Below are 24591 nucleotides of genomic sequence, written 5' to 3' on the forward strand. Positions count from 1 at the left end.
GGCGGGCGGCGGCGGGGCGACCGGGCGCGGCGCCGGGGGCGGCGCAGCGGGCGGGGGCGGGTTCGCCGGACCGGCACAGCCGCCGAGCAGGGCCAGCGCCAGACCGGCGCAAGAGACGCGGTTTGCCTTCATCCTCCCGGTATGGAATGAGGCGGGCGCCCGAGACAACCCCGCAGTGCAGCCCCGCTCCCATGGCCGACCCGCAATCCTCCCGTCCTGCCGAAAAGGCGGCCCGAGCGCCCGGCAAGCCCGCGTCGAAAGTGCGCGTGGACCAGATGCTGGTTGACCGCGGCCTCGCCGAAAGCCGCACCCGCGCCCAGGCGCTGGTCCTGGCCGGGGTGGTGTTCAGCGGCGAGAGCAAGATCGCCAAGCCCGGCCAGGCCCTCGCCGCCGAGGCCCCGCTGGAGGTGCGCGGGCGCGATCATCCCTGGGTGTCGCGCGGGGGGATCAAGCTGGCCCACGCGATCGATCACTTCGCGCTCGATCCGGCCGGAGCCGTGGCCATGGACATCGGCAGTTCCACCGGGGGCTTCACCGACGTTCTGTTGACCAAGGGCGCGGCGCGGGTCTTTGCGGTGGATTCGGGCACCAACCAGCTCGCATGGAAGCTGCGGCAGGATCCACGCGTCACCGTGCTGGAGCAGACCAGCGCCCGCGTGCTCACCCCGGCGCTGATCGACGCGCCCTGCGACTGGGTGGTCTGCGATGCCAGCTTCATCGGCCTGGGCAAGGTGCTGGACGTGCCGCTGCGCCTGGCCGCGCCGCGTTGCACGCTGGTGGCGCTGATCAAGCCGCAGTTCGAAGTGGGCCGGGCCGAGGTGGGCAAGGGCGGGGTGGTGCGCGATCCCGCGTTGCACCAGCGGGTCTGCGGCGAGGTGCGCGACTGGCTGGAGCAGGCGGGGTGGATCGTGCGCGGCCTGGTCGAGAGTCCGATCAAGGGGCCGGAAGGTAATGTCGAATTTCTGGTCTGGGCCTCGCGCGATCCCTCTCACGATCAGAGCACAGACCTAACCACAACGGATTAAGTTCTGTTCGTTTCTGCTTAAAGTTGCCAGCCGCCGCAGGGGACGCCAATATCCGGCCGGGGTCCGCCGAATCGGCGTGTTGTGCGAGGTGTCATGAACCAGCTTGCGTCTTCCGGTCAGCTCAGAGCGTCGTTTCTGCGCTGGGCGCTGGTGCTGGTGCCCCTGGTGGTGCTGCTCGGCTTTGCGTCCGGGCGGGCGGTCAACGGTGGGCCGGGCAATGCCTGGTTCGATGCCCTGGCCAAGCCCGGGATTTACCCGCCGCCCGCGCTGTTCGGGATCGTCTGGTCGATCCTCTATGTCCTGATGGGTCTGGCGGCGGCCTGGGTCGCCGCCTCGCGCGGTGCGCCCGGGCGGGGGATCGCGCTCGGCATGTTCGCGCTCCAGTTGGCGGTGAACCTGTCGTGGAGCCCGGTGTTCTTCGCGCTCCACCATATCTCGATCGCGTTCTGGATCATCGTCGCGCTGGCCGCCGCCGTCGCCGTGACCATGGCGCTGTTCTGGCGCGTGCGGCCCGGTGCGGCGGTGCTGCTGGCGCCCTACCTGGCCTGGGTGCTGTTCGCCAGCGTGCTGAACTGGCAGTTCCTGGCGCTGAACCCGGCCGCCGATGGCGCCCCTTCGCCGAGCGCGGTCACCCGGGTCCAGTTCTGAGCTTCGCGCGGCGGAGGCTTGCAAGCCCGCCACGCCATTCCCATGTAAGGCCCATGCAAAGCGACAACCCCCTTCTCTCCGATTTCGCCAAGGTGCTGAACAGCGCCGCGGGCACCTTTGCCGGCATGGGACGCGAGGCGCGCGACGCCGCGCGCGAGCGTTTCCGCGAGGCGATGGGCGGGCTGGATTTCGTCAGCCGCGAGGAATTCGACGCGGTTAAGGACATGGCTGCCAAGGCGCGCGACGAGGTCGAGGCGCTCAAGGCCCGCATTGCCGCGCTGGAAGCGAAGCAGGGCTGAACCGGCGCCCCATCCCCGGGCACTTTCCGGGTCGCGCGCCGCTCTTGCCAGACCCGCCGGTGCGCGCCACAGCCTGACCCATGCAGTTTTCCGCCCCCGCGATCGTCTGCGCCGTCCGCCCGCACGGCGAGACCGCGGTGATCGTGCGGCTGCTGACCGAGCGGCAGGGTATGGTCGCCGCTTATGTCGCGGGCGGGCGCGGGCGGCAGCTTCGTCCGGTGCTGATCCCCGGCAACACGGTCATGGCCGAGCTGCGCGCCCGGTCGGACAGCCAGTTGCCCTTCGCCCGGATCGAGCTGATGACCAGCCGCGCGCCATTCCTGGCCGAGCCGTTGCCTGCCGCCGCGCTGGCCTGGATCACCGCGCTGACCGCGGCGGCCCTGCCCGAACGCCAGGCCTACCCCTCGCTCCACCAGGCGCTGACCGCGCTGCTGGATGCCGTGTGCCATGCCCCGTCGGCGCGGGGCTGGCTGCCGGGGCTGGTGGCCTTCGAGGCCTTGCTCCTGCGCGAGCTGGGCTATGGCGGCGGGGCCCCGCCGCCGCCGGGCGCGGATGTCGCGGCGGACCTGGCCACGCTCGACCGGATCGGCCCGCTGATCGCGCGCTATGCGCTTGCCGAAAGCGGCGGCGATGTTATGGCGGCGCGCGCCGTGCTGCGGGAGCGGCTGGGGCGGATCGCCTGATCGGGCTGCGGTCCGCCGGCGCAGGGTTGAACAAGGCAGGGTCACGATGAAGATTGCGGTGTTCGCCGGTGACGGCATCGGTCCGGAAGTCACGCATGAGGCGGTGCGGGTGCTGCAGGCGCTCGATCTGCCCGGGCTCGAGCTGGTCGAGGGCGACGTGGGCGGCGCAGCCTGGCGCAAGCATGGCCACCCGCTGCCCGAGGCGACGCTGGAAATCGCGCGCGCGGCCGACGCGATCCTGTTCGGCGCGGTCGGCGATTTCGAATGCGATCATCTGGAGCGCCATCTGCGTCCCGAACAGGCGATCCTGGGCCTGCGCAAGGCGCTGGGGCTGTTCGCCAACCTGCGCCCGGCGCGGGTCTTCCCCGGGCTGGAGGATCACTCGGCGCTGCGGCCGGAAGTCGCCGGCGCGATCGACCTGCTGATCGTGCGCGAGCTGAACGGCGACGTCTACTTCGGTGAGAAGGGCATCCGCACGCTGGACAATGGCGAGCGGCAGGGCTGGGACATGATGGCCTATGCCGAAAGCGAAGTGCGGCGGATCGCCCATGTCGGGTTCAAGGCCGCGCGCGGACGCAAGGGCCGGCTGTGCTCGGTCGACAAGGCCAACGTGCTGGAAACCTCGCAGGTGTGGCGCGACGTGATGATCGAGGTCGCGGCCGAGTACCCCGATGTCGAGCTCAGCCACATGTACGTCGACAATGCCGCAATGCAGCTCGTCAAGAGTCCCGGGCAGTTCGACGTGGTCGTCACCGGCAACCTGTTCGGCGATATCCTGTCGGACCAGGCCTCGATGTGCGTCGGGTCGATCGGGCTGCTCGCCTCGGCCTCGATGGCCGAGGGGACCAAGGGCCTCTACGAGCCGATCCACGGCTCCGCGCCCGACATTGCCGGGCAGGGCAAGGCCAACCCGATGGCGACAATCCTGTCTGCCGCCATGCTGCTGCGCCATTCCTTCGGGCGCGAGGCGGAAGCCGCGCGGATCGAGGCGGCGGTCGCGGCGGCCCTGGCCGATGGCGTGTTCGGCGGGGACCTGGGCGGGACCTACGGCACCACGGCGATCGGTGATGCCGTGCTGGGGAGGCTGTGAGATGAACGCGCCCGCCATCGTCCTCCCCGCTCCGATCGAGCTGGGCATCGTCCTGCCCACCTACAACGAACGCGGCAACCTGCGTTCGATGATCGAACGGCTCGACACCGCGCTCCAGGGCATCGCCTGGGAAGTCATCGTGGTGGACGACAACAGTCCGGACGGCACCGCCGACGAGGCCCGCGCGGTCGCGCGTGAGGACCGGCGGGTGCGGGTGTTGCAACGGATCGGCCGGCGCGGGCTCTCCTCCGCCGCGATCGAGGGCATGTGCGCCACCTCAGCCCCCATGGTCGCGGTGATGGATGCCGATCACCAGCACGATCCGGCCCTGCTGCCGGGCATGCTCGCGGCGCTGCGCAGCGGTGACTATGACCTGGCCTATGCCAGCCGCTTCGCCGAAGGCGCCAGCACCGAGGAATGGGGCCGCCCGGACCGGGTCAAGGCTTCGGGCCTGGCCAACCGGCTGGCGCGCAAGGTGACGGGGGTGACCCTGTCCGACCCGATGAGCGGCTATTTCATGCTGCCGACCGAAATCCTCCGCAAGGACGCCAGCCGGCTGTCGGGCGTGGGCTTCAAGATCCTGCTCGACATCCTCGCCACGGTCGACGAGCCGCTGCGGATCAAGGAGTTCCCGATGAACTTCGCCGCCCGCGCCGAGGGTGAGAGCAAGCTGGACCGGACGGTCGTGTTCGAGTTCCTGGTCGGGCTCTACGACAAGTGGCTGGGCCGCTACATCCCGACCCGCTTCGCCCTGTTCGGCACGGTCGGCGCGATGGGCGTCGGGGTGCAGTTCGGCGCCTTGTGGCTGCTGCTGCACGTCGTCTTCGGCGAGCGGTTCGTATACGGCCACTGGTCCGACAACACGACCTTCAACATCGCCAACACCCTGGCGGCGGTGACCGCGATGTCGTTCAACTTCGTGGTCAACAACGAGCTGACCTATTCGGACAAGCGGCTGCGCGGCTTCGCGCCGCTGCTGCGCGGCTGGGCCAAGTTCGCCCTGACCTGTTCGCTCGGCCTGCTGACCAATGTCGGCTCGGCTGCGGCGCTCAAGGCGATGGGCTTCCACGACGTGGCGGCGGTGCTGATCGGCATCGTGCTGGGATCGGTGTGGAACTTCGCGCTCAGCTCGAAATTCGTCTGGGGACGGTACTGAGCACAGCCGCCGGTCCGGGCGAGACGACAGGGCGACTGTTTCAACGCCAGGTCGGCAGCCACATCCAGGCCTGGTAGCTGGGCTTGCCGCAGCACAGCGCCGCCGCCGAGAGGATCGGCAGGAACCACGCGAACAGCGCGAGCGACAGGGCGAGCGCGGCAGGCGCGGCCCAGCGCCAGCGGTCCGGCCGGTGCCACAGCGCATCGAGAGCCAGCGCCAGCCCGGCCATCAGGAACGTGCTCGGCAGCAGGTAGTGGTAGAAGAACTGGATCGGCTTGCCGTTGGCCACCCACATGCCGATCGCGGTCAGATAGAACAGCGCCGCCGCGAGCGCGTCCATCCGCCGTTGCCGCCAGCCCGCCCACAGACACCAGCCCAGCGCCGGCAGCCCGGCGAGCAGCGAGAACGGATTGCCCAGCAGCAGGACTCCGCGCTGCACGCCGTCGATCTTTTCGTAGAGGAACCAGATCGCCCGGATATCCAGCACCCATTGCCACCAGACCGATTGATAGGGGTGCGGCTTCACCACCGAATGCTGCAGCTTCAGCATGTAGCCCTGGTATTCGACCAGATGCAGCGGATCGACCGGACGCTCGGCATAGAAGAACGCCGGCATGAAGCTGGCGAAATAGACCAGCAGCGGCAGGGTGCCGAGCCACAAGCCGGCTTCGGCCAGGCTGATCCCGGGGATCGGTGCGCCATCGGTGGCGAGCAGGAAGCGGCGGCCGTGCTGGCGCAGGCGCAGCACCAGAAAGGCCAGGCCCGGCAGCATGGCCGTGGCCAGCACACTCCACTTCGCCCCCAGCGACAGGCCCAGGAACACACCCGCCAGCACCAGCCGCAGCCGCGCCTGCCCCGGCCATCGCACGGCGCCGGCCAGCATCCACAGGGCCAGCATGGCGAAGCCGGCCATGATCATGTCGAGCATGGCGATCCGGCTCATCACGAACCACAGGAAGTCGGTGGCGAGCAGCAGCGTTCCGGCCACCGTGGCGAAGGCCCGTCCGCTGGCCAGCCACAGCGCCCGGCTGAAGGCGAACAGGCCCAGCGAACCGAACAGGGCCGGAAACAGCCGCCACGATTGCGGGGTATCCCCGAACAGCCAGATGGCCGCGGCGATGAATTCCTTGGCGACCAGCGGGTGTTCGGGATTCTTCGGCCGGGCCATCAGCAGCAGTTCGCGCGCGGCCTTCACATAGTGGACCTCGTCGAAATAGATCCGCGTCGGCAGGTGCAGGCGCTGCCACAGCAGCACCAGGAAGGCGATCGCGATGGCGGCGCAGATCGCCAGCGGATCGCGGTCGCGCTGCGGCGCGGGGAACGAAAGCTTGAACATCGCCCCGGGCGATAGCGGGGCAGGGCGGGGCGGCGCAAGCGCCGGCCTTGGGGGAGCCGCATGGCAAATGATCGGGCATCCCGAAACCCCGCTCAGGCTGAGCCTGTCGAAGCCCACGCGGGGCGGATGAGCTTGGTGTTCGCAGCCTCTCCGCTCTGAGGCCCGGTCGCGGGAGTGTGGGGCCGCTGACGGCGCATGGCCCCTTCGGCGAAGCTCAGGACATGCTTCGACAGGCTCAGGCTGAGCGGGGTTGGGTGCGGAACCAGAGCGGGATTTCAAGTCCATTCCCAGGCGCAAGCGGTCGGCCCTTGCTATTGCCCTCAACCCCGCCAAATCCTAAGGCGGCGCACATGAAGAAGACCACCGGACAGGACCGCTCGATCACGCGCAACTGGCGCCCGGCCACTCAGGCCGTGCGCGGGGGCACCTGGCGGTCCGAGCATGGCGAGACCAGCGAGGCGCTGTTCCTCTCCTCGGGCTACACTTACGACGACGCGGCGACCGTCGCGGCGCGCTTTGCCGGCGAGCAGGACGGGATGACCTATTCCCGCCTGCAGAACCCGACCGTGGCCATGCTGGAAGAGCGCATCGCGCTGATGGAAGGCGCCGAGGCTTGCCGCACCCAGGCCACCGGCATGGCGGCGATGACCGCCGCGCTGCTGTGCCAGCTCTCCGCCGGAGACCATATCGTCGCCGCCAAGGCCGCGTTCGGATCGTGCCGCTGGCTGGTCGACAGCCTGCTGCCGCGCTTCGGGATCGAGGGCACGGTGATCGATTCGCGCGACAATGCCGCCTGGGAAGCGGCCATCCGCCCCAACACCAAGGTGTTCTTCTACGAAACCCCGGCCAACCCGACGATGGACATCGTCGACATGACCTTCGTCAACGGGCTGGCCCGCGCCCATGGCATCACCACCGTGGTGGACAATGCCTTCTGCACCGCGGCGCTGCAGCGCCCGCTCGATTTCGGGGCCGACGTGGTGGCCTATTCGGCGACCAAGCTGATGGACGGGCAGGGCCGCGTGCTGGCCGGAGCGGTCTGCGGGTCGGCCGAGTTCATCAACGACAAGCTGCTGCCGTTCCAGCGCAACACCGGGCCCAACCTGTCGCCGTTCAACGCCTGGGTGGTGCTGAAGGGGCTGGAGACGCTGGACCTGCGCGTCCAGCGGCAGAGCCAGAACGCGCTGGAGGTGGGCCGCTTCATCGAAAGCCGCGTGCCGGTGATGCTGCACCCGGGCCTGGCCAGCCATCCGCAGTACGATCTGGCCCGGTCGCAGATGAAGGCATCGGGCGCGATCTTCGCGTTCGTGCTCGACGGCGGCCGCGATCAGGCCTGGGCCCTGCTCGACGCGCTGAAGCTGATCGATATCTCCAACAACATCGGCGATTCCCGTTCGTTGATGTGCCACCCGGCCACCAGCACCCACCACAACATGGGGCCCGAGGGCCGCGCCGCGATGGGCGTGGGCGACGGCATGCTGCGGCTGAACGTGGGGCTGGAGGATCCGCAGGACCTGATCGAGGACCTGGACCAGGCCCTGACCGCCGCCGGGCTCTGATCCGACAGCGGGCGGGCGGACCCGGCCAGACCGGGGCCTGCCCCTTGGGCCACGGGAACCGCTTCCGCGCGAAAGGGGTTTGCCGAGGGCAGCGAAGAGGTTACCTATGGGCGCCATGAAAGAGCTGTTTCAGCATGCGGCGCTCACCAGCGGGGTCACGGTCCGCGTGGCGGTGAATTTCCTGCCGGAACAGTCCCGCATCGAAGCCGGCAAGTGGTTCTGGGTCTATCATATCCGGATCGAGAACGAATCGGACCAGCCGGTGCAACTGCTCACCCGGCACTGGCGGATCACGGACGGGAACGGCGATGTCGCCGTGGTCGAGGGAGACGGGGTGGTGGGCGAACAGCCGGTGCTGCGCCCGGGCGCCAGCCATGACTACGTCTCGGGCTGCCCGCTGGCCACTCCGCACGGGTCGATGGAGGGATACTACACCTTCCAGCGCGCCGATGGTTCGCTGTTCCAGGCGGCGATCCCGTTCTTCCCCCTCGCGGCCCCCGCCACGGCCGGTTGACCGCAACGATTGCCGCCCGCCGGGACCGGGGCTAGAGCAGGGGCATGAAGCGCACCCACCTGCCGCTCAACGCCCTGCGCGTGTTCGATGCCGCGGCCCGGCACCTGTCCTTCACCCGTGCCGCCGACGAGCTGGCGGTGACCCCGGCGGCCGTCGGCCAGCAGATCCGCGCGCTGGAGGACCTGCTGGGCGTGGTCCTGTTCCGCCGCACCTCCAAGGGGCTGGAGCTGACCGACGAGGCCGCGGCCGGGCTTGAGCCGCTGCGCACCGGCTTCCTCCATTTCGAGGACGCGGTGCGGGCGATGCAGGCCGGGCAGGCCAGCCATGTCTTCACCATTGCCGCCCCGCGCGACGTCTTTGCCGCCTGGCTGGCGCCGCGGTTGGCGGCCTATCGCGAGGCCAATCCCGAGGTGCGCTATGTCATCGTCGATGGCGAGACTGCGGACTTCACCGAGGCCAACCTCGATCTGGCCGTGCGCTGGGCCGAGGGCCCGGGGGACCTGGAAGGTGTGCCGCTGGCGCCGCCGCTGAGCGTGGTGGTGGGGGAAGGACCGTGGATCTCGTGGCCGGGCGATCCGGCCCCGGCCGGCGCCGACGATCCGGACGCGCCGCCGGTCCATGTCGCGGATGCGGGTCAGGCCCTGTCCGCGGCGCGCAGCGGGCTGGGCCGGGCGCGGGTGCCGCACCTGCTGGCCGCGGCCCTCCCGCCCGACGCGACGGTGGTCCGCAGCGAACCGGAAGAGGTCCGCCGCGGCTACTGGCTGGTCGCTCCGCTGCCGCAATGGCGGCAAAAGAAGGTCAAGGCGCTGGTCGCCGCGCTGACCGGCTGAGGACGCCCGGCCTCAGCGCCGGCGCGACGATCGCCAGCAGTGGCGGTTGTACTTGGTGCGGGCGATCTCGTGCCCGGCGACGCCACCGGCCGCGGCGCCCACCAGCACGCCACCGGTCCCGCCCGCGATCACCTTGCCGAGCACACCGCCCGCAACGGTGCCGAGCACCGCGCCTTCGGTCTTGTTGAGCCGCTTGCAGCCGCGCGCCTCGGCCGGGGCGGATGCGCCCAGCAGCAGGACGGCGAGCGCTCCCGCAAGGGCCATGCGGGCCGTGGCAGAGGGGCGGGGATTGTGAGTCATCATCTTGGGTCTGCTCCATCCGGTTTGCCCCCGGACTCCCGTGGTGGCGGGCAATGGCCCGGTTGCAAAGCAGATGTGGCCCCACTCCACGGGGAGCAGGGCCACATCTGCGACGGGCTGCGCCTTAGAGCCTGTTCTGTTTAGGTGGATGCGCCGGTCAAGCGGCTAGCGTTGCTGCTTGTCCGAACCATCCTTGCTGCCGCCCGGCTGCGCGCTGCCCTTGCGGTTGCGATCGCTTTCGCTCTGGCTGGGCTGGCCGCTGGATGGGCTGCCGCCCTGCTGTTGCCGGTCGCCCGGCTTGCGGCCCTTGCCGTCCTGATCCTTCATGGTCTGGTCTCCTCTGCCGCCCGGCGGGATGGAATCACCCCGGTCGGGACTGTAAGGGGACAACGCGCCGGGGCAGGGAGGTTTCCGCAGCCCGGCGCAATCCGGATGCCGTTCCGGAGCAAAGTCCGCTCAACTCCGCGGCAAGGTCCGCTCAGCGGGCAGGCTTGACCGCGCCCGGCTTTGCCTATAGGGGCGCGCACTTCCGCGGGCGGCATGCCGTCCCGTGCGAGAGCTGAACATTGCCGGTGCGTGCGGGCCTGTCCCGCGTAATCCGTCAAAGTAACCCGGCGACCTGGCGTCACGGGTGGAGCGTTTCGGCTCACCGGCCCTGTCCCGAACCGCCCTCCGGGCCGTTCGCGCCGTGCCTGTGAGGCCCTGCCTTCACCTTGGCCACCCGGCTGCCACAACACAGGTGAAGAGCACTTCATGCCCACGATCAACCAGCTGATCCGCAAGGGTCGCGAGCCGCAGAAGGCCAAGTCCAAGGTCCCGGCGATGGAGCAGAACCCGCAGAAGCGTGGCGTCTGCACCCGCGTCTACACGACCACCCCGAAGAAGCCGAACTCGGCGCTTCGCAAGGTCGCCAAGATCCGCCTGACCAACAGCCGCGAGGTCATCTCGTACATCCCCGGCGAAGGCCACAACCTGCAGGAGCACTCGGTGGTGCTGATCCGCGGCGGCCGTGTGCGCGACCTTCCGGGCGTGCGCTATCACGTGCTGCGCGGCGTGCTCGACACCCAGGGTGTCAAGGACCGCAAGCAGTCGCGCTCGAAGTACGGCGCCAAGCGTCCGAAGTGACGGCCCTGTCAGGCCGTCATCCCGGCGCAGGCCGGGATCTCCGGCGGCCTGGGGAAACGTTGGATTGATCGCCGTCGCGTCCGGACGAGAGAGGTCCCAGCCTTCACTGGGATGACGCTCTCCCGAAAACCGGCCACGGTAGAACGAGAAGGAATTTGCGATGTCACGTCGTCGTCGTCCCGAGAAGCGGGAAATCCTGCCGGATCCGAAGTTCGGGGATCAGGTCCTGTCGAAGTTCATGAACAACCTCATGCTCGACGGTAAGAAGTCGGTTGCCGAAAGCATCGTCTACGGTGCGCTCGACACCATGCAGACCCGCGCCAAGGCCGATCCGCTGCAGCTGTTCCACGATGCGCTGAACAACGTGAAGCCGCAGATCGAGGTCCGCAGCCGCCGCGTCGGTGGTGCGACCTACCAGGTTCCCGTGGAAGTCCGCCCCGAGCGTGCCCAGGCCCTGGCGATCCGCTGGCTGATCACCGCCGCGCGCAACCGTTCGGAAACGACCATGGCCGCGCGCCTGTCGGGCGAGCTGCTCGATGCCGCCAACAACCGCGGCAACGCGGTGAAGAAGCGGGAAGACACGCACCGCATGGCCGACGCCAACCGCGCGTTCAGCCACTACCGCTGGTAAGCGTCCGGGGGTGGGCGCCGGTCTCCGCCGGCGCCGCCCCCTGTCTTTAAACGGTCACATTGGTAACCATATGGGCAGGGCGGCCCGCAACCGCTCTCTCCCTGAACCCCTAAGGAACCTCCCATGGCCCGCAGCCATCCGCTCGAGCGCTATCGCAACTTCGGCATCATGGCGCACATCGACGCCGGCAAGACCACCACGACCGAACGCATCCTTTACTACACCGGCAAGTCCTACAAGATCGGCGAAGTCCATGACGGCGCCGCGACCATGGACTGGATGGAGCAGGAGCAGGAGCGTGGCATCACGATCACCTCGGCCGCGACCACCTGCTTCTGGCAGGACCACCGCCTGAACATCATCGACACCCCCGGTCACGTGGACTTCACCATCGAGGTCGAGCGTTCGCTGCGCGTGCTCGACGGCGCGGTTGCCGCGTTCGACGGCGTGGCCGGCGTGGAGCCGCAGTCGGAGACCGTGTGGCGCCAGGCCGACAAGTACAACGTGCCGCGGATGTGCTTCATCAACAAGCTCGACCGCACCGGCGCGAACTTCAAGTACTGCGTCCAGACGATCATCGACCGTCTCGGCGCGACCCCGGCGGTCCTGTACCTGCCGATCGGCGCCGAAAGCGATTTCAAGGGCCTGGTCGATCTGGTCGAGCAGCGCGCGATCATCTGGAAGGATGAATCGCTGGGTGCCGAGTTCTTCTACGAAGAGATCCCGGCCGACCTCGCCGACGAGGCCGCCGACTATCGCAACAAGCTGATCGAGCTCGCCGTCGAGCAGGACGACGAGGCGATGGAAGCCTACCTCGAGGGCAACGAGCCCGACGTGGCGACCCTGAAGGCGCTGATCCGCAAGGGCACGCTGGGCCAGGCCTTCGTTCCGGTGCTGTGCGGCTCGGCGTTCAAGAACAAGGGCGTGCAGTGCCTGCTCGATGCGGTCGTGGACTATCTGCCCTCGCCGCTCGACATCGAGGACGTGCAGGGCATCAACCCCGACACCGACGAGCCGGACAGCCGTCCGACCGCCGACGACGCGCCGTTCTCGGCGCTGGCGTTCAAGATCATGAACGATCCCTTCGTCGGCTCGCTGACCTTCACCCGCATCTATTCGGGCACGCTGACCAAGGGCAGCTACCTGAACTCGGTGAAGAACAAGAAGGAGAAGGTCGGCCGCATGCTGCTGATGCACTCCAACAACCGCGAGGACATCGAGGTCGCCTATGCCGGTGACATCGTCGCGCTCGCGGGTCTGAAGGAGACCACCACCGGCGACACGCTGTGCTCGGAAAAGCAGCCGATCATTCTCGAGCGGATGGAATTCCCCGAGCCGGTGATCGAACTGTCGGTGGAGCCGAAGACCAAGGCCGACCAGGAGAAGATGGGCATCGCGCTCAACCGTCTCTCGGCCGAGGATCCCTCGTTCCGCGTTTCGACCGACCACGAATCCGGCCAGACCATCATCAAGGGCATGGGCGAGCTTCACCTGGAAATCCTCGTCGACCGCATGCGTCGCGAGTTCAAGGTCGAAGCCAACGTCGGTGCGCCGCAGGTGGCTTACCGCGAATACCTGGCCAAGCCGGTCGATCTGGACCACACCCACAAGAAGCAGTCGGGCGGCACCGGCCAGTTCGGTCGCGTCAAGGTCAAGCTGACCCCGGGTGAGCGCGGTTCGGGCTTCGTCTTCAAGGACGAGATCAAGGGCGGCAACATTCCGAAGGAATACATCCCTGCGATCGAGAAGGGCTTCCGCGAGACGGCTGCCACGGGTTCGCTGATCGGCTTCCCGATCATCGACTTCGAGGTCCTGCTCTATGACGGCGCGTACCACGACGTCGACTCGTCGGCGCTGGCCTTCGAAATCTGTGCCCGCGGCGCGATGCGCGAAGCGGCCCAGAAGGCGGGGATCAAGCTGCTCGAGCCGATCATGAAGGTCGAGGTGATCACCCCCGAGGAATACCTCGGCGACGTGATCGGCGACATCAACTCGCGGCGCGGCCAGATCCAGGGCACCGACACCCGCGGCAATGCCCAGGCCGTCACCGCCATGGTGCCGCTGGCCAACATGTTCGGCTACGTGAACCAGCTCCGCTCGTTCACCCAGGGCCGCGCGAACTACTCCATGTTCTTCGATCACTACGACGAGGTCCCGGCGAACGTCGCGACCGAGCTCAAGGCGAAGCTTGCATAAGAACACGGATGCCATTAGGGGCGGCGCCTGATTCAGCGGGTGCCGTCCTTTTCCCGCAGCAATCTGCACACATCTGAGAAGAAGGTTTGAACAATGGCTAAGGCTAAGTTTGAGCGGACCAAGCCGCACTGCAACATCGGCACCATCGGTCACGTCGACCACGGCAAGACCACGCTGACCGCCGCGATCACCAAGGTCCTCGCCGAAACCGGCGGCGCGACCTTCACCGACTACGCCAACATCGACAAGGCTCCGGAAGAGCGCGAGCGCGGCATCACCATCTCGACCGCCCACGTCGAGTATGAGACCGCCAACCGCCACTACGCGCACGTCGACTGCCCGGGCCACGCCGACTACGTGAAGAACATGATCACCGGTGCCGCCCAGATGGACGGCGCGATCCTGGTCGTGAACGCCGCTGACGGCCCGATGCCGCAGACCCGCGAGCACATCCTGCTCGCCCGCCAGGTCGGCGTGCCGGCCCTGGTCGTCTACATGAACAAGGTCGACCAGGTCGACGATCCGGAAATCCTCGAGCTCGTCGAGCTGGAAGTCCGCGAGCTGCTGTCGTCGTACGACTTCCCGGGCGACGATATTCCGATCGTCAAGGGTTCGGCCCTGGCCGCTCTGGAAGGCCGCAACGACGAGATCGGCAAGAACTCGATCAACGAGCTGATGGCCGCCGTCGACGCCTACATCCCGCAGCCGCCGCGTCCGACCGACAAGCCGTTCCTGATGCCGGTGGAAGACGTGTTCTCGATCTCGGGTCGCGGCACCGTCGTGACCGGCCGCGTCGAGACCGGCATCGTCAAGGTTGGCGAGGAAGTCGAGATCGTCGGTCTGAAGGACACCCAGAAGACCACCGTCACCGGCGTCGAAATGTTCCGCAAGCTGCTCGACCAGGGTGAAGCCGGCGACAACATCGGCGCGCTGGTCCGCGGCATCAAGCGTGAAGACGTTGAGCGCGGCCAGGTCCTCTGCAAGCCCGGTTCGGTCAAGCCGCACACCGAGTTCTCGGCCGAGGTCTACGTGCTGTCGAAGGACGAAGGTGGCCGTCACACGCCGTTCTTCGCCAACTACCGCCCGCAGTTCTACTTCCGCACCACCGACGTCACCGGCGAGGTCATCCTCCCCGAGGGCACCGAGATGGTGATGCCGGGCGACAACGTCACCCTGGCCGTCAAGCTGATCGCGCCGATCGCCATGGACGAGGGTCTCCGCTTCGCTATCCGCGAGGGTGGCCGGACCGTCGGTTCGGGGGTTGTCAGCAAGATCACCAAGTAATATAGGCCGCGCACCGGCGGGGAGATTCGCTCTTCCCGCCGGCCGGTTTTTGTTCAATCAGCGACGCTAAGGCGATCGTCATGCTGAACTCGTTTCAGCATCCATTCTTCCGGATCGGGCTGCGGCTCCGAAGGCAAGATGGGTCCTGAAACAAGTTCAGGACGACGGCGTGTTGGCGCCGTCGCTCTTTCTCATTGGTAGTGGACATGGAAGCTCAGAATATCCGCATTCGCCTCAAGGCGTTCGACCATCGCGTGCTCGATCAGGCGACCGGCGAAATCGCGGACACCGCCCGCCGCACTGGCGCGCTCATCCGGGGCCCCATTCCGCTCCCGACGCGGATCGAGAAGTTCTGCGTCAACCGCGGGCCGCACATCGACAAGAAGTCGCGTGAGCAGTTCGAAGTCCGCACCTACAAGCGGCTGCTCGACATCGTGCAGCCCAACGCCGCCACCGTCGACGCGCTGATGAAGCTCGACCTGGCTGCCGGCGTGAACGTCGAGATCAAGCTCGCGTAAGCGACTGACCGACGAAAGTTTCGAACCCTCGGGTTCACATCTCTCCCGGCTTCGGCCGGGCTTTGCGGGGTCTCCCCGCACGGACATAGGGATACCTCCGGCCTGATCCTCGGATCGCATGGGCCGGGCAGCGTCCCCCGTCTCGCCACCGCGAGCCTCGCGGCGAATGGTGGCACTCGGCCCGGACGGGGCATGCTTCACACATTGGGCCGAACACGCCCCTGGGGATGGTCCCCATGGGCCTCTGTGAGGAGAACGGATCATGCGTACCGGCGTGATCGCTAAGAAGGTGGGGATGACCCGCCTTTTCCACGAAGACGGACGGCATGTGCCGGTGACCGTCCTGTCGCTGGAAGACTGCCAGGTGGTTTCGGTCCGCACCGCGGAGCGTGACGGTTACGTCGCGGTTCAGCTCGGTGCCGGCGAGGCCAAGCAGAAGAACGTCGCCAAGCCGCAGCGCGAACATTTCGCCAAGGCCGAAGTTCCGCTGAAGGCGCAGGTCGCCGAATTCCGCGTGGCCGATGATGCCGTGCTGGAAGTCGGCTCGACCATCGCCGCGTCGCACTTCGTCGCCGGCCAGCTGGTCGACATCACCGGCCAGACCCAGGGCAAGGGCTTTGCCGGTGCGATGAAGCGCTGGGGCTTCGGCGGTATGCGCGCCACCCACGGCGTGTCGATCACCCACCGCGCCCACGGTTCGACCGGCAACCGCCAGGATCCGGGCCGCGTGTTCAAGAACAAGAAGATGGCCGGCCACATGGGCGACCGTCAGCGCACCCAGCAGAACCTCGAGATCGTCCGCACCGACGATGAGCGCGGTCTGATCTTCGTCAAGGGCTCGGTCCCCGGTTCGAAGAACGCCTGGCTGCTGGTCCGCGACGCCGTCAAGGTCTCGCGCCACGCGGAAGCGCCTTATCCCGCCGGCCTGAAGCAGGTCGCCAACAACAACGATGCGGCTCCGGCCGACACCCCGGCGGAAGACGTCGCGGCTGTCGAGTCGACCGAAGGCCAGGAGGGCTAAGTCGTGAAGGTTCAGGTCCTCAATCTGGACGGTAGCGCCGCGGGCGACGTCGAGCTGTCGGATGCCGTGTTCGGTCTCGAACCGCGCGCCGATATCCTCCACCGCGTCGTAACCTGGCAGCTGGAAAACCGTCGTGGCATCGCCCGCAAGGCGCGTGAGCGTTCGGACGTTGCCCGCACCGGCAAGAAGTTCGGCCGCCAAAAGGGTGGCGGCACCGCCCGTCACGGCGACCGCGCGGCCCCGATCTTCATCGGCGGCGGCAAGGCCCACGGCCCCCGGGTCCGCGAGTTCAACATCTCGCTGAACAAGAAGGTCCGTGCGCTCGGTCTGAAGATGGCGCTCTCGGCCAAGGCCCAGAACGGCCTGGTCGTGCTGAGCGGCCTCGACACCGACGGCAAGACCAAGACGCTGGCCGGCCAACTCGCCAAGGCGGGCTTCGGCAAGAAGGTGCTGGTGATCGACGGTGACGCGGTGAACGACAACTTCGCCAAGGCTGCCCGCAACCTCATCGGCATCAACGTCCTTCCGGCCGTCGGCGCCAATGTCTACGACATCCTGAAGCATGATACGCTGGTGCTGACGCGCGCCGCTGTCGAAAAGCTGGAGGCGCGTTTCAATGGCTAAGTCGGCAATCGACGTGCGTCACTACGATGTGATCGTGGCTCCCCACATCACCGAAAAGTCGACGCTGCTCTCGGAGCACAATGCCGTGGTCTTCAAGGTGGCCGACAAGGCGACCAAGCCGGAGATCAAGGCCGCGGTGGAAGCGCTGTTCGACGTCAAGGTCGTCGGCGTGAACACCCTGACCCAGAAGGGCAAGACCAAGCGCTGGAAGGGCAAGCCCTACAAGCGTTCGGACGTCAAGAAGGCTGTCGTGACCCTGGCCGCCGGCCAGTCGATCGACGTCACCAGCGGTATCTGAGGCGCGCAGCACCATGGCACTCAAGAGCTATAACCCGACCAGCCCGGCCCGCCGTGGCCTGATCCTGGTCGACAAGTCGTCCCTGTGGAAGGGCAAGCCCGTCAAGGCGCTGACCGAAGGCAAGCGCAAGACCGGCGGCCGCAACAACAAGGGCCACGTCACCTCGCGCGGCATCGCCGGCGGCCACAAGCAGAAGTACCGCTTCATCGACTTCAAGCGTCGCAAGTGGGACATGTCGGCCACCGTCGAGCGGCTCGAATATGACCCCAACCGCACCGCGTTCATCGCGCTGGTCAAGTACGAGGATGGCGAGCAGGCCTATATCCTCGCGCCGCAGCGCCTCGGCGTGGGCGATCAGGTGATCGCCGGCGAGAAGACCGACGTGAAGCCGGGCAACGCGATGCTGCTGTCGCAGATGCCGGTCGGCACCATCATCCACAACGTGGAGATGAAGCCGGGCAAGGGCGGGCAGATCGCCCGTTCGGCCGGGACCTACGTCCAGCTCGTCGGTCGTGACCGCGGCATGGTCATCGTCCGCCTGAACTCGGGCGAGCAGCGCTACCTGCGCGGTGACTGCATGGGCACCGTGGGCGCCGTCTCGAACCCCGACAACGGCAACCAGAACCTGGCCAAGGCCGGTCGCAACCGCTGGCTGGGCAAGCGTCCGCTGACCCGCGGCGTCGCCAAGAACCCGGTCGACCACCCGCACGGCGGTGGTGAAGGCCGGACCTCGGGCGGCCGTCACCCGGTCACCCCGTGGGGCAAGCCGACCAAGGGCGCCCGGACCCGCCACAACAAGCGCACCGATGGCATGATCATCCGGTCGCGCCACGCGAAGAAGAAGAGGTAAGCGACCATGGCACGTTCCGTCTGGAAGGGTCCGTTCGTCGACCTGCACCTGCTGAAGAAGGCCGAAGTCGCGCAGGACGCCGGTTCGCGCGCTGGTCCGATCAAGACCTGGTCGCGTCGTTCGACGATCCTGCCGCAGTTCGTCGGCCTGACGTTCAACGTCTACAACGGCCACAAGTTCATCCCGGTGTCCGTCTCGGAAGAGATGGTCGGCCACAAGCTTGGTGAATTCGCGCCGACGCGCACGTTCCCCGGCCACGCCGCTGACAAGAAGGGCAAGCGCTAATGGGCAAGGAAAAGTCCCCCCGTCGCGTTGGTGACAAGGAAGCGCTTTCGGTTGGCACGCAGATCCGCGGCTCGGCCCAGAAGCTCAACCTCGTCGCCGGTCTGATCCGCGGCAAGAAGGCTGAAGAGGCGCTCAACATCCTGGCCTTCTCGAAGAAGGCGATGGCGGTTGACGCGCGCAAGGTGCTCGCTTCGGCGATCGCCAATGCCGAGAACAACCACAACCTCGACGTCGACGCCCTGGTGGTGGCCGAAGCGAGCGTTGGCAAGTCGATCACCATGAAGCGGTTCCACACCCGTGGCCGCGGCAAGTCGACCCGCATCCTCAAGCCGTTCTCGCGGCTGCGGATCGTGGTGCGCGAAGTCGAGGAGGCCTGAGTTATGGGTCACAAGAGCAACCCCGTCGGCCTGCGCCTCCAGATCAACCGGACCTGGGACAGCCGCTGGTACGCCGAAGGCAAGTCCTACGGCAAGCTGCTGGCCGAGGATCTCAAGATCCGCAAGTTCATCATCGCGACCCTGCCGCAGGCAGCGATCTCGAAGGTGGTGATCGAGCGTCCGGCCAAGCTGTGCCGCGTGTCGATCTATGCCGCCCGTCCGGGCGTGATCATCGGCAAGAAGGGCGCGGACATCGAGAAGCTGCGTTCGCAGCTGTCGAAGATGACCGACAGCGACGTGAAGCTGAACATCGTTGAGATCCGCAAGCCGGAAATCGACGCCAAGCTCGTCGCCCAGGGCATCGCCGACCAGCTCATCCGCCGCATCGCCTTCCGTCGCGCGATGAAGCGCGCGATGCAGTCGGCCATGCGTCTGGGTGCCGAAGGCATCAAGGTGGTCTGCGGCGGTCGTCTTGGCGGCGCCGAAATCGCCCGCGTCGAACAGTATCGCGAAGGCCGCGTGCCGCTGCACACCCTGCGCGCCAACATCGACTATGCCGAGGCCGAAGCCCACACCACCTATGGCGTGATCGGGATCAAGGTCTGGGTCTTCAAGGGTGAGATCCTGGGCCACGATCCGATGGCGCAGGACCGTCTGATGCTGGAATCGCAGACCTCGGGCGTGCGCCCGGCGCGCGATGATCGCAGGAACTAAGAGCCATGCTGCAACCGAAAAAGACCAAGTTCCGCAAGGCCTTCAAGGGCCGCATCCATGGCCTGGCCAAGGGTGGCTCGGACCTGAACTTCGGCTCCTACGGCCTGAAGGCCCTTGAGCCGGAGCGGATCACCGCCCGTCAGATCGAAGCGGCCCGCCGCGCGATCACGCGTCACATCAAGCGCCAGGGGCGCCTGTGGATCCGCGTGTTCCCGGACGTGCCGGTGACCAAGAAGCCCGCCGAAGTCCGTCAGGGCAAGGGCAAGGGTTCGATCGAATACTGGGCTGCCCGCGTGAAGCCGGGTCGCATCCTGTTCGAGCTCGACGGGGTGGCCGGTCCGCTCGCCGCGGAGGCGTTCAGCCGCGCCGCGATGAAGCTGCCCATCAAGACCAAGGTCGTTGCCCGCCTGGGCGACACCTCGCACCTCGGAGGCGAATAATGGCCAAGATCAGCGATCTGCGCGCCAAGACCGACGACCAGCTGACGGCTGATCTGGCGGATCTCAAGAAGGAGGCGTTCAACCTCCGCTTCCAGGCTGCGACCAACCAGCTCGAGCGTCCGGCGCGCATCAAGGAAGTGCGCCGTGACATCGCCCGCATCAAGACGCTGCAGACTGAGCGTTCTCAGTCGGCCAAGGCGTAAGGAGCCAACGATGCCCAAGCGTATTCTCATCGGGACCATCGTCTCCGACAAGACCGACAAGACCGTGGTCGTGAAGGTCGAGCGTAAGGTGAAGCACCCCCTCTACGGGAAGATCATCCGTCGCTCGAAGAAGTACCACGCCCACGACGAGGCGAACGCCTACCACACCGGTGAGGTCGTCCGCATCGAGGAAACCGCTCCCTATTCCAAGCTCAAGACCTGGAAGGTGATCGAGCGGGTCACGGCGGGCAAGACCGCGGCGCTGGAAGCCGAAGTCTAAGAACAGCGATTTTGGAACTGCCGGACTTGTTCCGGCAAGCCATTGAGAAGGAACCGGATCCATGATCCAGATGCAATCCAATCTCGACGTCGCGGACAACAGCGGCGCGAAGCGCGTCCAGTGCATCAAGGTGCTGGGCGGGTCTAAGCGTCGCACGGCCGGCGTCGGCGACATCATCGTGGTGTCGATCAAGGAGGCGCAGCCGCGTGCCCGCGTCAAGAAGGGCGACGTGCACCGCGCCGTGATCGTCCGCACCCGCAAGGACGTCCGTCGTCCCGACGGGTCGGTGATCCGCTTCGACAGCAACGCCGCCGTGCTGGTCGGCAAGAACGAAGAGCCGATCGGCACCCGCATCTTCGGCCCCGTGGTCCGCGAATTGCGCGCCAAGGGCTTCATGAAGATCATCTCGCTCGCGCCGGAGGTGCTGTGATGGCTGCCGCCAAGATCAAGAAGGGCGACAGCGTCGTCGTTCGCTCGGGCAAGGACAAGGGCCGCACCGGCACCGTCCTCCAGGTCCTGCCGAAGGATGGCAAGGTCGTGGTCGCGGGGGTGAACATCGCCGCCCGTCACCGCAAGCCCACCCAGACCAACCCGCAGGGCGGGATTGACCGCCGCGAGGCGCCGATGGCGATCTCGAAGGTCGCGATCGCCGACAAGGACGGCAAGCCGACCCGCGTCCGCTTCGAGGAGCGCGATGGCAAGAAGGTCCGCGTGGCCGTGAAGTCCGGGGAGACCATCGATGGCTGACAAGTACGTTCCGCGTCTGAAGACGAAGTACGACGCCGAGATCGCGAAGGCGATGCAGGCCAAGTTCGGCTACAAGAACGCGATGGAGATCCCGCGGCTCGAGAAGATCACGCTCAACATGGGCGTGGGCGAGGCCAGCCAGGACAAGAAGAAGGTCCAGACCGCCGCGGCGGAAATGGAGCTGATCGCTGGCCAGAAGCCGGTGATCACCAAGGCGAAGAAGTCGATCGCGCAGTTCAAGCTGCGTGAAGGCATGCCGATCGGTTGCAAGGTGACCCTGCGCCGTGAGCGGATGTACGAGTTCCTCGACCGCCTGGTGACCGTCGCGATGCCCCGCATCCGCGACTTCCGTGGCCTGAACCCCAAGTCGTTCGACGGCCGTGGCAACTATGCCATGGGCCTGAAGGAGCAGATCATCTTCCCGGAGATCAGCTACGACCAGATCGACAAGGTGCGCGGCATGGACATCATCGTCACCACCACCGCCAAGACCGACGACGAGGCGCGCGAGCTGCTTCGCCTGTTCGGTTTCCCGTTCCCGCAGGAAGCCGAGCAGAAGCAGGCGGCCTAAGGCCCCTCGCTGCCCTCCCGAGATTTAAGGAAAGAGCTTAAGTCCATGGCGAAACTGAGTTCGATCAACAAGAACGAGCGTCGCAAGAAGCTCGTTGAGAAGTACGCAGCCAAGTATGCCGCGCTCAAGGCCCAGGCCAACGACAAGTCGCTCGACGAGACCGAGCGGCTGATCGCCCGCCTGAAGCTGGCCGAGGTGCCGCGCAACGGGAATCCCACCCGCGTGCGCAACCGCTGCAACACCACCGGCCGCCCGCGCGGCTACTATCGCAAGTTCGGCCTTTGCCGCGTTGAGCTGCGGGACCTTGCCAACAAGGGCATGATCCCGGGCGTGACGAAGTCGAGCTGGTAAGGAAACGGCGATGGCATTGACCGATCCCCTGGGTGATATGCTCACCCGCATCCGCAACGGCCAGCAGGCGAAGAAGGACTCCGTCCTCTCGCCGGCTTCGAAGCTCCGCGCCCGCGTGCTCGAAGTGCTGCAGCGTGAAGGCTATATCCGCGGCTACACGGAGGACGCCACCGGCGCCCACCCGCAGCTGCGCATCGAGCTGAAGTATTTCGAAGGCGAGCCGGCGATCAAGCACGTCGCTCGCGTCTCCAAGCCGGGCCGCCGCGTCTACTCGGGTTCGAAGGAACTCCCGGTGGTGCGCAACGGCCTTGGCATCACCATCGTCTCGACGCCCAAGGGCGTGCTCTCGGATGCCGAGGCCCGCGCCCAGAACGTCGGCGGCGAAGTGCTGGCGGAGGTGTTCTGATGAGCCGCATCGGCAAGAAGCCGGTCGCGATCCCGGGTGGTGTCACCGCCGCCATCGCGGATGGCGTCCTGACCGTGAAGGGCCCCAAGGGCACCCTCACGCTGACCCTGCGTGACGAGATCAGCTACACGGTGGAAGCGGACAGCATCCTCGTGAAGCCGGCCAACGACACCAAGCAGGCGCGGGCCTTCTGGGGCATGCAGCGCACGCTGGTCTCGAACCTCGTCACCGGTGTCAGCGAAGGCTACACCAAGGTGCTCGAGATCACCGGCGTCGGCTACCGTGCCAACGCGCAGGGCCGCAACCTGAAGCTGCAGCTCGGCTACAGCCACGATGTCGATTTCCCGGTGCCGGAAGGCATCGAGATCAAGACCCCGGACAACACCACGGTGGAGATCACGGGGATCGACAAGCAGAAGGTTGGCCAGGTTGCCGCCGAGATCCGTCGCTGGCGCAAGCCCGAGCCGTACAAGGGCAAGGGCATCAAGTACCGCGGCGAGTACATCTTCCGCAAGGAAGGGAAGAAGAAGTAATGGCCAAGCTCTCCCTGTTCGAGCGCCGTCGCCGGCGCGTCCGCACCGCGCTGAAGGCGCGCGCCGGTGGCCGTCCGCGGCTGTCGGTGCACCGTTCCGGCCGTCACATCTACGCGCAGATCATCGACGATGCCGCCGGCCGCACGCTGGTCGCCGCTTCGTCGCTGACCAAGGGCTCGAAGGGCCCGGGCGCGACGGTGGCTGTCGCTGCCGAGGTGGGCAAGGCCCTGGCCGAAGCCGCCAAGGCGGCCGGCGTGACCTCCGTCGTGTTCGATCGCGGCGGCTTCCTCTTCCATGGCCGCGTCAAGGCGCTGGCTGATGCCGCGCGTGAAGGCGGGCTGGAGTTCTAAGATGGCTGACGAAACCAACCAGGAAACCGAAGTCGCCGCCGTCGAGGCCGGTGCACCCGAAGGCGATGCCCGGGAAGGTCGTGGTCGCGGTCGTGGTCGCGGTGGTGACCGTGGCGGCGATCGTGGCGGCCGTGGCCGTGGCGATCGCGACAACCGTCGCGGCCGTGGCGGGGACGAGGAAGGTGGCGAGGAGCTGATCGAAAAGCTCGTCCACATCAACCGCGTCAGCAAGACGGTGAAGGGCGGCAAGCGCTTCGGCTTTGCGGCGCTGGTCGTCGTGGGCGATGGCAAGGGTCGCGTCGGCTTCGGTCATGGCAAGGCGCGCGAAGTGCCGGAAGCCATCACCAAGGCCACCGCTTCGGCCAAGAAGAAGATGATCCGCGTTCCGCTGAAGGAAGGGCGCACGCTGCACCATGACGGCAAGGGCCACTTCGGCGCCGGCAAGGTCAACGTCCGTTCGGCCCCGGCCGGGACCGGGATCATCGCCGGTGGTCCGATGCGCGCCGTGTTCGAAAGCCTCGGCGTGGCTGACGTGGTGACCAAGTCGGTCGGCACCTCGAACCCCTACAACATGATCCGCGCCACCTTCGACGCGCTGACCGACCAGACTTCGCCGAAGTCGGTCGCCCAGCGTCGGGGCAAGAAGGTTGCCGACCTCCTGGGTCGCGGCGGGGCCAGTGCGGTCGAGGCGGAAGCCGCCGCCGAAGCCATCGTGGAGTAACGAACCATGGCCAAGATCAAGATCAAGCAGATCGGTTCGCCGATCCGTCGTCCCGAGAACCAGAAGAAGATCCTGGTCGGGCTCGGCCTGGGCAAGATGAACCGCGTCGTTGAGCTGGAAGACACCGCCGAAGTCCGCGGCGCGATCGCCAAGCTGCCGCACATGGTGGCCGTGGTCGACTGACCTCGGGCGCAGTGCCGGAATTGCAGCGGCCCCGGGAGCAATCCCGGGGCCGCTTTGCGTTCTGACTCCATTGGCCTGGCCCATCAGTGTTGCGGGGTGAGCGCCAGGGGCGAGGCTGAATGTCGTGCGCTCTCCGCGACAGGAGAGCGATACGCCGGGTCGGCACACCGTGGCGGGCCGGAGTTGAGAGGGGGCCGGGTCCGCTTCCGGGCAGGATAATGGCCTGAGCCCATCCATCCCCAATCGTCGCCCCGGACCTGATCCGGGGCTTTGCTGCCGTCTGCGGCAGCGGCGCGAACAGGTCAGGGGGATCCCCGGTCAAGCAACCGTGGATGGTGTTTGGAATGCCGGGTCATCGCGGGCGATGGCATTGAGGATGGAGATGAGCTTCCGCACGGTTGCGATCATGGCGAGTTTGAAGGGTTTTCCGCTGCTTCTGAGGC

At 67.1% G+C, this 24591-nt stretch carries 36 protein-coding genes; 33 read left to right on the plus strand and 3 right to left on the minus strand.

The window, feature by feature from the left end; translation table 11 throughout:
• Positions 1 to 275 precede the first annotated feature (275 nt).
• The 6 genes from H7F49_RS16845 to H7F49_RS16870 all read left to right on the plus strand — a co-directional run bounded on the left by H7F49_RS16845 (position 276) and on the right by H7F49_RS16870 (position 4901).
• Complete coding sequence (locus H7F49_RS16845) at positions 276 to 1025, plus strand: TlyA family RNA methyltransferase (protein ID WP_185684739.1); 750 nt, start codon at positions 276 to 278, stop codon at positions 1023 to 1025.
• Positions 1026 to 1118: 93 nt separating this feature from the next.
• The gene (locus H7F49_RS16850; protein ID WP_185684740.1) at positions 1119 to 1673 is read left to right on the plus strand and encodes a TspO/MBR family protein; all 555 of its coding nucleotides are present in this window, start codon (positions 1119 to 1121) and stop codon (positions 1671 to 1673) included.
• Between the two features lie 53 nt (positions 1674 to 1726).
• Positions 1727 to 1972 carry an accessory factor UbiK family protein gene (locus H7F49_RS16855; protein ID WP_185684741.1) on the plus strand — a complete coding sequence of 82 codons (246 nt, stop codon included), beginning with the start codon at positions 1727 to 1729 and terminating at the stop codon, positions 1970 to 1972.
• Positions 1973 to 2052: 80 nt separating this feature from the next.
• Positions 2053 to 2655, plus strand: coding sequence for a DNA repair protein RecO (gene recO / locus H7F49_RS16860; protein WP_185684742.1), 603 nt, complete (start codon positions 2053 to 2055; stop codon positions 2653 to 2655).
• 46 nt (positions 2656 to 2701) lie between these two features.
• Complete coding sequence (leuB, locus tag H7F49_RS16865; RefSeq protein ID WP_185684743.1) at positions 2702 to 3745, plus strand: 3-isopropylmalate dehydrogenase; 1044 nt, start codon at positions 2702 to 2704, stop codon at positions 3743 to 3745.
• A gap of 1 nt (position 3746) precedes the next feature.
• Entirely contained in the window at positions 3747 to 4901 is a 1155-nt protein-coding gene (locus tag H7F49_RS16870; protein ID WP_185684744.1) for a glycosyltransferase, read from the plus strand.
• Positions 4902 to 4941: 40 nt separating this feature from the next.
• Here the strand turns inward: H7F49_RS16870 and H7F49_RS16875 are convergent, their stop codons facing one another.
• The gene (locus H7F49_RS16875) at positions 4942 to 6237 is read right to left on the minus strand and encodes a phospholipid carrier-dependent glycosyltransferase (RefSeq protein ID WP_185684745.1); all 1296 of its coding nucleotides are present in this window, start codon (positions 6235 to 6237) and stop codon (positions 4942 to 4944) included.
• A 350-nt stretch (positions 6238 to 6587) separates the two neighbouring features.
• Here H7F49_RS16875 and H7F49_RS16880 point away from each other — a divergent pair, with 350 nt between their 5' ends.
• The 3 genes from H7F49_RS16880 (at position 6588) to H7F49_RS16890 (ending at position 9140) form a co-directional block, all read left to right on the plus strand.
• Positions 6588 to 7796, plus strand: a complete 1209-nt coding sequence (locus H7F49_RS16880) for a trans-sulfuration enzyme family protein (protein ID WP_185684746.1) — start codon at positions 6588 to 6590, stop codon at positions 7794 to 7796.
• A 115-nt stretch (positions 7797 to 7911) separates the two neighbouring features.
• Positions 7912 to 8310 carry a Co2+/Mg2+ efflux protein ApaG gene (apaG, locus tag H7F49_RS16885; RefSeq protein WP_185684747.1) on the plus strand — a complete coding sequence of 133 codons (399 nt, stop codon included), beginning with the start codon at positions 7912 to 7914 and terminating at the stop codon, positions 8308 to 8310.
• Between the two features lie 44 nt (positions 8311 to 8354).
• Positions 8355 to 9140 (plus strand): LysR family transcriptional regulator, encoded by a 786-nt coding sequence (locus tag H7F49_RS16890; protein ID WP_185684748.1) that lies wholly within the window; start codon positions 8355 to 8357, stop codon positions 9138 to 9140.
• Between the two features lie 12 nt (positions 9141 to 9152).
• Here the strand turns inward: H7F49_RS16890 and H7F49_RS16895 are convergent, their stop codons facing one another.
• Together H7F49_RS16895 and H7F49_RS16900 are read right to left on the minus strand one after the other, a co-directional pair.
• Positions 9153 to 9440, minus strand: a complete 288-nt coding sequence (locus tag H7F49_RS16895; protein WP_235982286.1) for a DUF456 family protein — start codon at positions 9438 to 9440, stop codon at positions 9153 to 9155.
• Positions 9441 to 9605: 165 nt separating this feature from the next.
• Positions 9606 to 9767 carry a hypothetical protein gene (locus tag H7F49_RS16900; RefSeq protein WP_185684749.1) on the minus strand — a complete coding sequence of 54 codons (162 nt, stop codon included), beginning with the start codon at positions 9765 to 9767 and terminating at the stop codon, positions 9606 to 9608.
• 426 nt (positions 9768 to 10193) lie between these two features.
• Here H7F49_RS16900 and rpsL point away from each other — a divergent pair, with 426 nt between their 5' ends.
• The 24 genes from rpsL (at position 10194) to rpmD (ending at position 24148) form a co-directional block, all read left to right on the plus strand.
• On the plus strand, positions 10194 to 10565 hold the full coding sequence (gene rpsL / locus H7F49_RS16905) for a 30S ribosomal protein S12 (RefSeq protein WP_169492430.1): 372 nt from the start codon (positions 10194 to 10196) through the stop codon (positions 10563 to 10565).
• Between the two features lie 160 nt (positions 10566 to 10725).
• Positions 10726 to 11196 carry a 30S ribosomal protein S7 gene (gene rpsG, locus H7F49_RS16910; protein WP_185678242.1) on the plus strand — a complete coding sequence of 157 codons (471 nt, stop codon included), beginning with the start codon at positions 10726 to 10728 and terminating at the stop codon, positions 11194 to 11196.
• Between the two features lie 123 nt (positions 11197 to 11319).
• Entirely contained in the window at positions 11320 to 13392 is a 2073-nt protein-coding gene (gene fusA, locus H7F49_RS16915; protein ID WP_185684750.1) for an elongation factor G, read from the plus strand.
• 93 nt (positions 13393 to 13485) lie between these two features.
• On the plus strand, positions 13486 to 14676 hold the full coding sequence (tuf, locus tag H7F49_RS16920; RefSeq protein ID WP_185684751.1) for an elongation factor Tu: 1191 nt from the start codon (positions 13486 to 13488) through the stop codon (positions 14674 to 14676).
• 206 nt (positions 14677 to 14882) lie between these two features.
• The gene (rpsJ, locus tag H7F49_RS16925) at positions 14883 to 15194 is read left to right on the plus strand and encodes a 30S ribosomal protein S10 (RefSeq protein ID WP_011444906.1); all 312 of its coding nucleotides are present in this window, start codon (positions 14883 to 14885) and stop codon (positions 15192 to 15194) included.
• Between the two features lie 262 nt (positions 15195 to 15456).
• On the plus strand, positions 15457 to 16215 hold the full coding sequence (gene rplC / locus H7F49_RS16930) for a 50S ribosomal protein L3 (RefSeq protein WP_185684752.1): 759 nt from the start codon (positions 15457 to 15459) through the stop codon (positions 16213 to 16215).
• A 3-nt stretch (positions 16216 to 16218) separates the two neighbouring features.
• Positions 16219 to 16839: a 50S ribosomal protein L4 gene (gene rplD, locus H7F49_RS16935; RefSeq protein WP_185684753.1), complete on the plus strand. Its 621-nt coding sequence runs from the start codon at positions 16219 to 16221 to the stop codon at positions 16837 to 16839.
• On the plus strand, positions 16832 to 17137 hold the full coding sequence (locus tag H7F49_RS16940; RefSeq protein WP_185684754.1) for a 50S ribosomal protein L23: 306 nt from the start codon (positions 16832 to 16834) through the stop codon (positions 17135 to 17137). The genes rplD and H7F49_RS16940 overlap by 8 nt, the downstream gene beginning before the upstream one ends.
• Before the next feature lie 13 nt (positions 17138 to 17150).
• Positions 17151 to 17987 (plus strand): 50S ribosomal protein L2, encoded by an 837-nt coding sequence (rplB, locus tag H7F49_RS16945; RefSeq protein WP_185684755.1) that lies wholly within the window; start codon positions 17151 to 17153, stop codon positions 17985 to 17987.
• A 6-nt stretch (positions 17988 to 17993) separates the two neighbouring features.
• Entirely contained in the window at positions 17994 to 18272 is a 279-nt protein-coding gene (rpsS, locus tag H7F49_RS16950) for a 30S ribosomal protein S19 (protein ID WP_185684756.1), read from the plus strand.
• Positions 18272 to 18649 carry a 50S ribosomal protein L22 gene (gene rplV, locus H7F49_RS16955; RefSeq protein WP_185684757.1) on the plus strand — a complete coding sequence of 126 codons (378 nt, stop codon included), beginning with the start codon at positions 18272 to 18274 and terminating at the stop codon, positions 18647 to 18649. Before rpsS ends, rplV begins: the two co-directional genes overlap by 1 nt.
• Before the next feature lie 3 nt (positions 18650 to 18652).
• Positions 18653 to 19363 (plus strand): 30S ribosomal protein S3, encoded by a 711-nt coding sequence (gene rpsC, locus H7F49_RS16960; protein WP_185684758.1) that lies wholly within the window; start codon positions 18653 to 18655, stop codon positions 19361 to 19363.
• Positions 19364 to 19368: 5 nt separating this feature from the next.
• Positions 19369 to 19803 (plus strand): 50S ribosomal protein L16, encoded by a 435-nt coding sequence (gene rplP / locus H7F49_RS16965; RefSeq protein WP_185678232.1) that lies wholly within the window; start codon positions 19369 to 19371, stop codon positions 19801 to 19803.
• Positions 19803 to 20006, plus strand: coding sequence for a 50S ribosomal protein L29 (gene rpmC, locus H7F49_RS16970; protein WP_185678231.1), 204 nt, complete (start codon positions 19803 to 19805; stop codon positions 20004 to 20006). The genes rplP and rpmC overlap by 1 nt, the downstream gene beginning before the upstream one ends.
• Positions 20007 to 20016: 10 nt before the next feature.
• Positions 20017 to 20286, plus strand: coding sequence for a 30S ribosomal protein S17 (gene rpsQ / locus H7F49_RS16975; RefSeq protein ID WP_185684759.1), 270 nt, complete (start codon positions 20017 to 20019; stop codon positions 20284 to 20286).
• 61 nt (positions 20287 to 20347) lie between these two features.
• Positions 20348 to 20716: a 50S ribosomal protein L14 gene (gene rplN / locus H7F49_RS16980; RefSeq protein WP_185684760.1), complete on the plus strand. Its 369-nt coding sequence runs from the start codon at positions 20348 to 20350 to the stop codon at positions 20714 to 20716.
• Positions 20716 to 21033: a 50S ribosomal protein L24 gene (gene rplX / locus H7F49_RS16985; protein WP_185684761.1), complete on the plus strand. Its 318-nt coding sequence runs from the start codon at positions 20716 to 20718 to the stop codon at positions 21031 to 21033. Before rplN ends, rplX begins: the two co-directional genes overlap by 1 nt.
• Complete coding sequence (rplE, locus tag H7F49_RS16990) at positions 21026 to 21604, plus strand: 50S ribosomal protein L5 (protein WP_185684762.1); 579 nt, start codon at positions 21026 to 21028, stop codon at positions 21602 to 21604. Before rplX ends, rplE begins: the two co-directional genes overlap by 8 nt.
• 45 nt (positions 21605 to 21649) lie before the next feature.
• Positions 21650 to 21955, plus strand: a complete 306-nt coding sequence (gene rpsN / locus H7F49_RS16995) for a 30S ribosomal protein S14 (protein ID WP_185684763.1) — start codon at positions 21650 to 21652, stop codon at positions 21953 to 21955.
• 10 nt (positions 21956 to 21965) lie between these two features.
• The gene (gene rpsH / locus H7F49_RS17000) at positions 21966 to 22361 is read left to right on the plus strand and encodes a 30S ribosomal protein S8 (RefSeq protein WP_185684764.1); all 396 of its coding nucleotides are present in this window, start codon (positions 21966 to 21968) and stop codon (positions 22359 to 22361) included.
• On the plus strand, positions 22361 to 22894 hold the full coding sequence (gene rplF, locus H7F49_RS17005) for a 50S ribosomal protein L6 (RefSeq protein WP_185684765.1): 534 nt from the start codon (positions 22361 to 22363) through the stop codon (positions 22892 to 22894). The genes rpsH and rplF overlap by 1 nt, the downstream gene beginning before the upstream one ends.
• Positions 22894 to 23244: a 50S ribosomal protein L18 gene (rplR, locus tag H7F49_RS17010; RefSeq protein WP_185684766.1), complete on the plus strand. Its 351-nt coding sequence runs from the start codon at positions 22894 to 22896 to the stop codon at positions 23242 to 23244. Before rplF ends, rplR begins: the two co-directional genes overlap by 1 nt.
• 1 nt (position 23245) lies before the next feature.
• Positions 23246 to 23965 (plus strand): 30S ribosomal protein S5, encoded by a 720-nt coding sequence (gene rpsE, locus H7F49_RS17015; RefSeq protein ID WP_185684767.1) that lies wholly within the window; start codon positions 23246 to 23248, stop codon positions 23963 to 23965.
• A 6-nt stretch (positions 23966 to 23971) separates the two neighbouring features.
• Positions 23972 to 24148 carry a 50S ribosomal protein L30 gene (gene rpmD / locus H7F49_RS17020; RefSeq protein ID WP_185684768.1) on the plus strand — a complete coding sequence of 59 codons (177 nt, stop codon included), beginning with the start codon at positions 23972 to 23974 and terminating at the stop codon, positions 24146 to 24148.
• Positions 24149 to 24591: the final 443 nt, after the last annotated feature.

It is taken from the genome of Novosphingobium aerophilum (assembly GCF_014230305.1).
Lineage (GTDB): Bacteria > Pseudomonadota > Alphaproteobacteria > Sphingomonadales > Sphingomonadaceae > Novosphingobium > Novosphingobium aerophilum.

What these genes read in the sequence shown, in the direction of transcription:
- H7F49_RS16845 (WP_185684739.1), top strand. Translation starts at nt 276, where the DNA reads ATGCTGGTTGACCGCGGCCTCGCCGAAAGCCGCACCCGCGCCCAGGCG.
- H7F49_RS16850 (WP_185684740.1), top strand. Translation starts at nt 1,119, where the DNA reads ATGAACCAGCTTGCGTCTTCCGGTCAGCTCAGAGCGTCGTTTCTGCGC.
- H7F49_RS16855 (WP_185684741.1), top strand. Translation starts at nt 1,727, where the DNA reads ATGCAAAGCGACAACCCCCTTCTCTCCGATTTCGCCAAGGTGCTGAAC.
- recO (WP_185684742.1), top strand. Translation starts at nt 2,053, where the DNA reads ATGCAGTTTTCCGCCCCCGCGATCGTCTGCGCCGTCCGCCCGCACGGC.
- leuB (WP_185684743.1), top strand. Translation starts at nt 2,702, where the DNA reads ATGAAGATTGCGGTGTTCGCCGGTGACGGCATCGGTCCGGAAGTCACG.
- H7F49_RS16870 (WP_185684744.1), top strand. Translation starts at nt 3,747, where the DNA reads ATGAACGCGCCCGCCATCGTCCTCCCCGCTCCGATCGAGCTGGGCATC.
- H7F49_RS16875 (WP_185684745.1), bottom strand. Translation starts at nt 6,237, where the DNA reads ATGTTCAAGCTTTCGTTCCCCGCGCCGCAGCGCGACCGCGATCCGCTG.
- H7F49_RS16880 (WP_185684746.1), top strand. Translation starts at nt 6,588, where the DNA reads ATGAAGAAGACCACCGGACAGGACCGCTCGATCACGCGCAACTGGCGC.
- apaG (WP_185684747.1), top strand. Translation starts at nt 7,912, where the DNA reads ATGAAAGAGCTGTTTCAGCATGCGGCGCTCACCAGCGGGGTCACGGTC.
- H7F49_RS16890 (WP_185684748.1), top strand. Translation starts at nt 8,355, where the DNA reads ATGAAGCGCACCCACCTGCCGCTCAACGCCCTGCGCGTGTTCGATGCC.
- H7F49_RS16895 (WP_235982286.1), bottom strand. Translation starts at nt 9,440, where the DNA reads ATGACTCACAATCCCCGCCCCTCTGCCACGGCCCGCATGGCCCTTGCG.
- H7F49_RS16900 (WP_185684749.1), bottom strand. Translation starts at nt 9,767, where the DNA reads ATGAAGGATCAGGACGGCAAGGGCCGCAAGCCGGGCGACCGGCAACAG.
- rpsL (WP_169492430.1), top strand. Translation starts at nt 10,194, where the DNA reads ATGCCCACGATCAACCAGCTGATCCGCAAGGGTCGCGAGCCGCAGAAG.
- rpsG (WP_185678242.1), top strand. Translation starts at nt 10,726, where the DNA reads ATGTCACGTCGTCGTCGTCCCGAGAAGCGGGAAATCCTGCCGGATCCG.
- fusA (WP_185684750.1), top strand. Translation starts at nt 11,320, where the DNA reads ATGGCCCGCAGCCATCCGCTCGAGCGCTATCGCAACTTCGGCATCATG.
- tuf (WP_185684751.1), top strand. Translation starts at nt 13,486, where the DNA reads ATGGCTAAGGCTAAGTTTGAGCGGACCAAGCCGCACTGCAACATCGGC.
- rpsJ (WP_011444906.1), top strand. Translation starts at nt 14,883, where the DNA reads ATGGAAGCTCAGAATATCCGCATTCGCCTCAAGGCGTTCGACCATCGC.
- rplC (WP_185684752.1), top strand. Translation starts at nt 15,457, where the DNA reads ATGCGTACCGGCGTGATCGCTAAGAAGGTGGGGATGACCCGCCTTTTC.
- H7F49_RS16940 (WP_185684754.1), top strand. Translation starts at nt 16,832, where the DNA reads ATGGCTAAGTCGGCAATCGACGTGCGTCACTACGATGTGATCGTGGCT.
- rplB (WP_185684755.1), top strand. Translation starts at nt 17,151, where the DNA reads ATGGCACTCAAGAGCTATAACCCGACCAGCCCGGCCCGCCGTGGCCTG.
- rpsS (WP_185684756.1), top strand. Translation starts at nt 17,994, where the DNA reads ATGGCACGTTCCGTCTGGAAGGGTCCGTTCGTCGACCTGCACCTGCTG.
- rplV (WP_185684757.1), top strand. Translation starts at nt 18,272, where the DNA reads ATGGGCAAGGAAAAGTCCCCCCGTCGCGTTGGTGACAAGGAAGCGCTT.
- rpsC (WP_185684758.1), top strand. Translation starts at nt 18,653, where the DNA reads ATGGGTCACAAGAGCAACCCCGTCGGCCTGCGCCTCCAGATCAACCGG.
- rplP (WP_185678232.1), top strand. Translation starts at nt 19,369, where the DNA reads ATGCTGCAACCGAAAAAGACCAAGTTCCGCAAGGCCTTCAAGGGCCGC.
- rpmC (WP_185678231.1), top strand. Translation starts at nt 19,803, where the DNA reads ATGGCCAAGATCAGCGATCTGCGCGCCAAGACCGACGACCAGCTGACG.
- rpsQ (WP_185684759.1), top strand. Translation starts at nt 20,017, where the DNA reads ATGCCCAAGCGTATTCTCATCGGGACCATCGTCTCCGACAAGACCGAC.
- rplN (WP_185684760.1), top strand. Translation starts at nt 20,348, where the DNA reads ATGATCCAGATGCAATCCAATCTCGACGTCGCGGACAACAGCGGCGCG.
- rplX (WP_185684761.1), top strand. Translation starts at nt 20,716, where the DNA reads ATGGCTGCCGCCAAGATCAAGAAGGGCGACAGCGTCGTCGTTCGCTCG.
- rplE (WP_185684762.1), top strand. Translation starts at nt 21,026, where the DNA reads ATGGCTGACAAGTACGTTCCGCGTCTGAAGACGAAGTACGACGCCGAG.
- rpsN (WP_185684763.1), top strand. Translation starts at nt 21,650, where the DNA reads ATGGCGAAACTGAGTTCGATCAACAAGAACGAGCGTCGCAAGAAGCTC.
- rpsH (WP_185684764.1), top strand. Translation starts at nt 21,966, where the DNA reads ATGGCATTGACCGATCCCCTGGGTGATATGCTCACCCGCATCCGCAAC.
- rplF (WP_185684765.1), top strand. Translation starts at nt 22,361, where the DNA reads ATGAGCCGCATCGGCAAGAAGCCGGTCGCGATCCCGGGTGGTGTCACC.
- rplR (WP_185684766.1), top strand. Translation starts at nt 22,894, where the DNA reads ATGGCCAAGCTCTCCCTGTTCGAGCGCCGTCGCCGGCGCGTCCGCACC.
- rpsE (WP_185684767.1), top strand. Translation starts at nt 23,246, where the DNA reads ATGGCTGACGAAACCAACCAGGAAACCGAAGTCGCCGCCGTCGAGGCC.
- rpmD (WP_185684768.1), top strand. Translation starts at nt 23,972, where the DNA reads ATGGCCAAGATCAAGATCAAGCAGATCGGTTCGCCGATCCGTCGTCCC.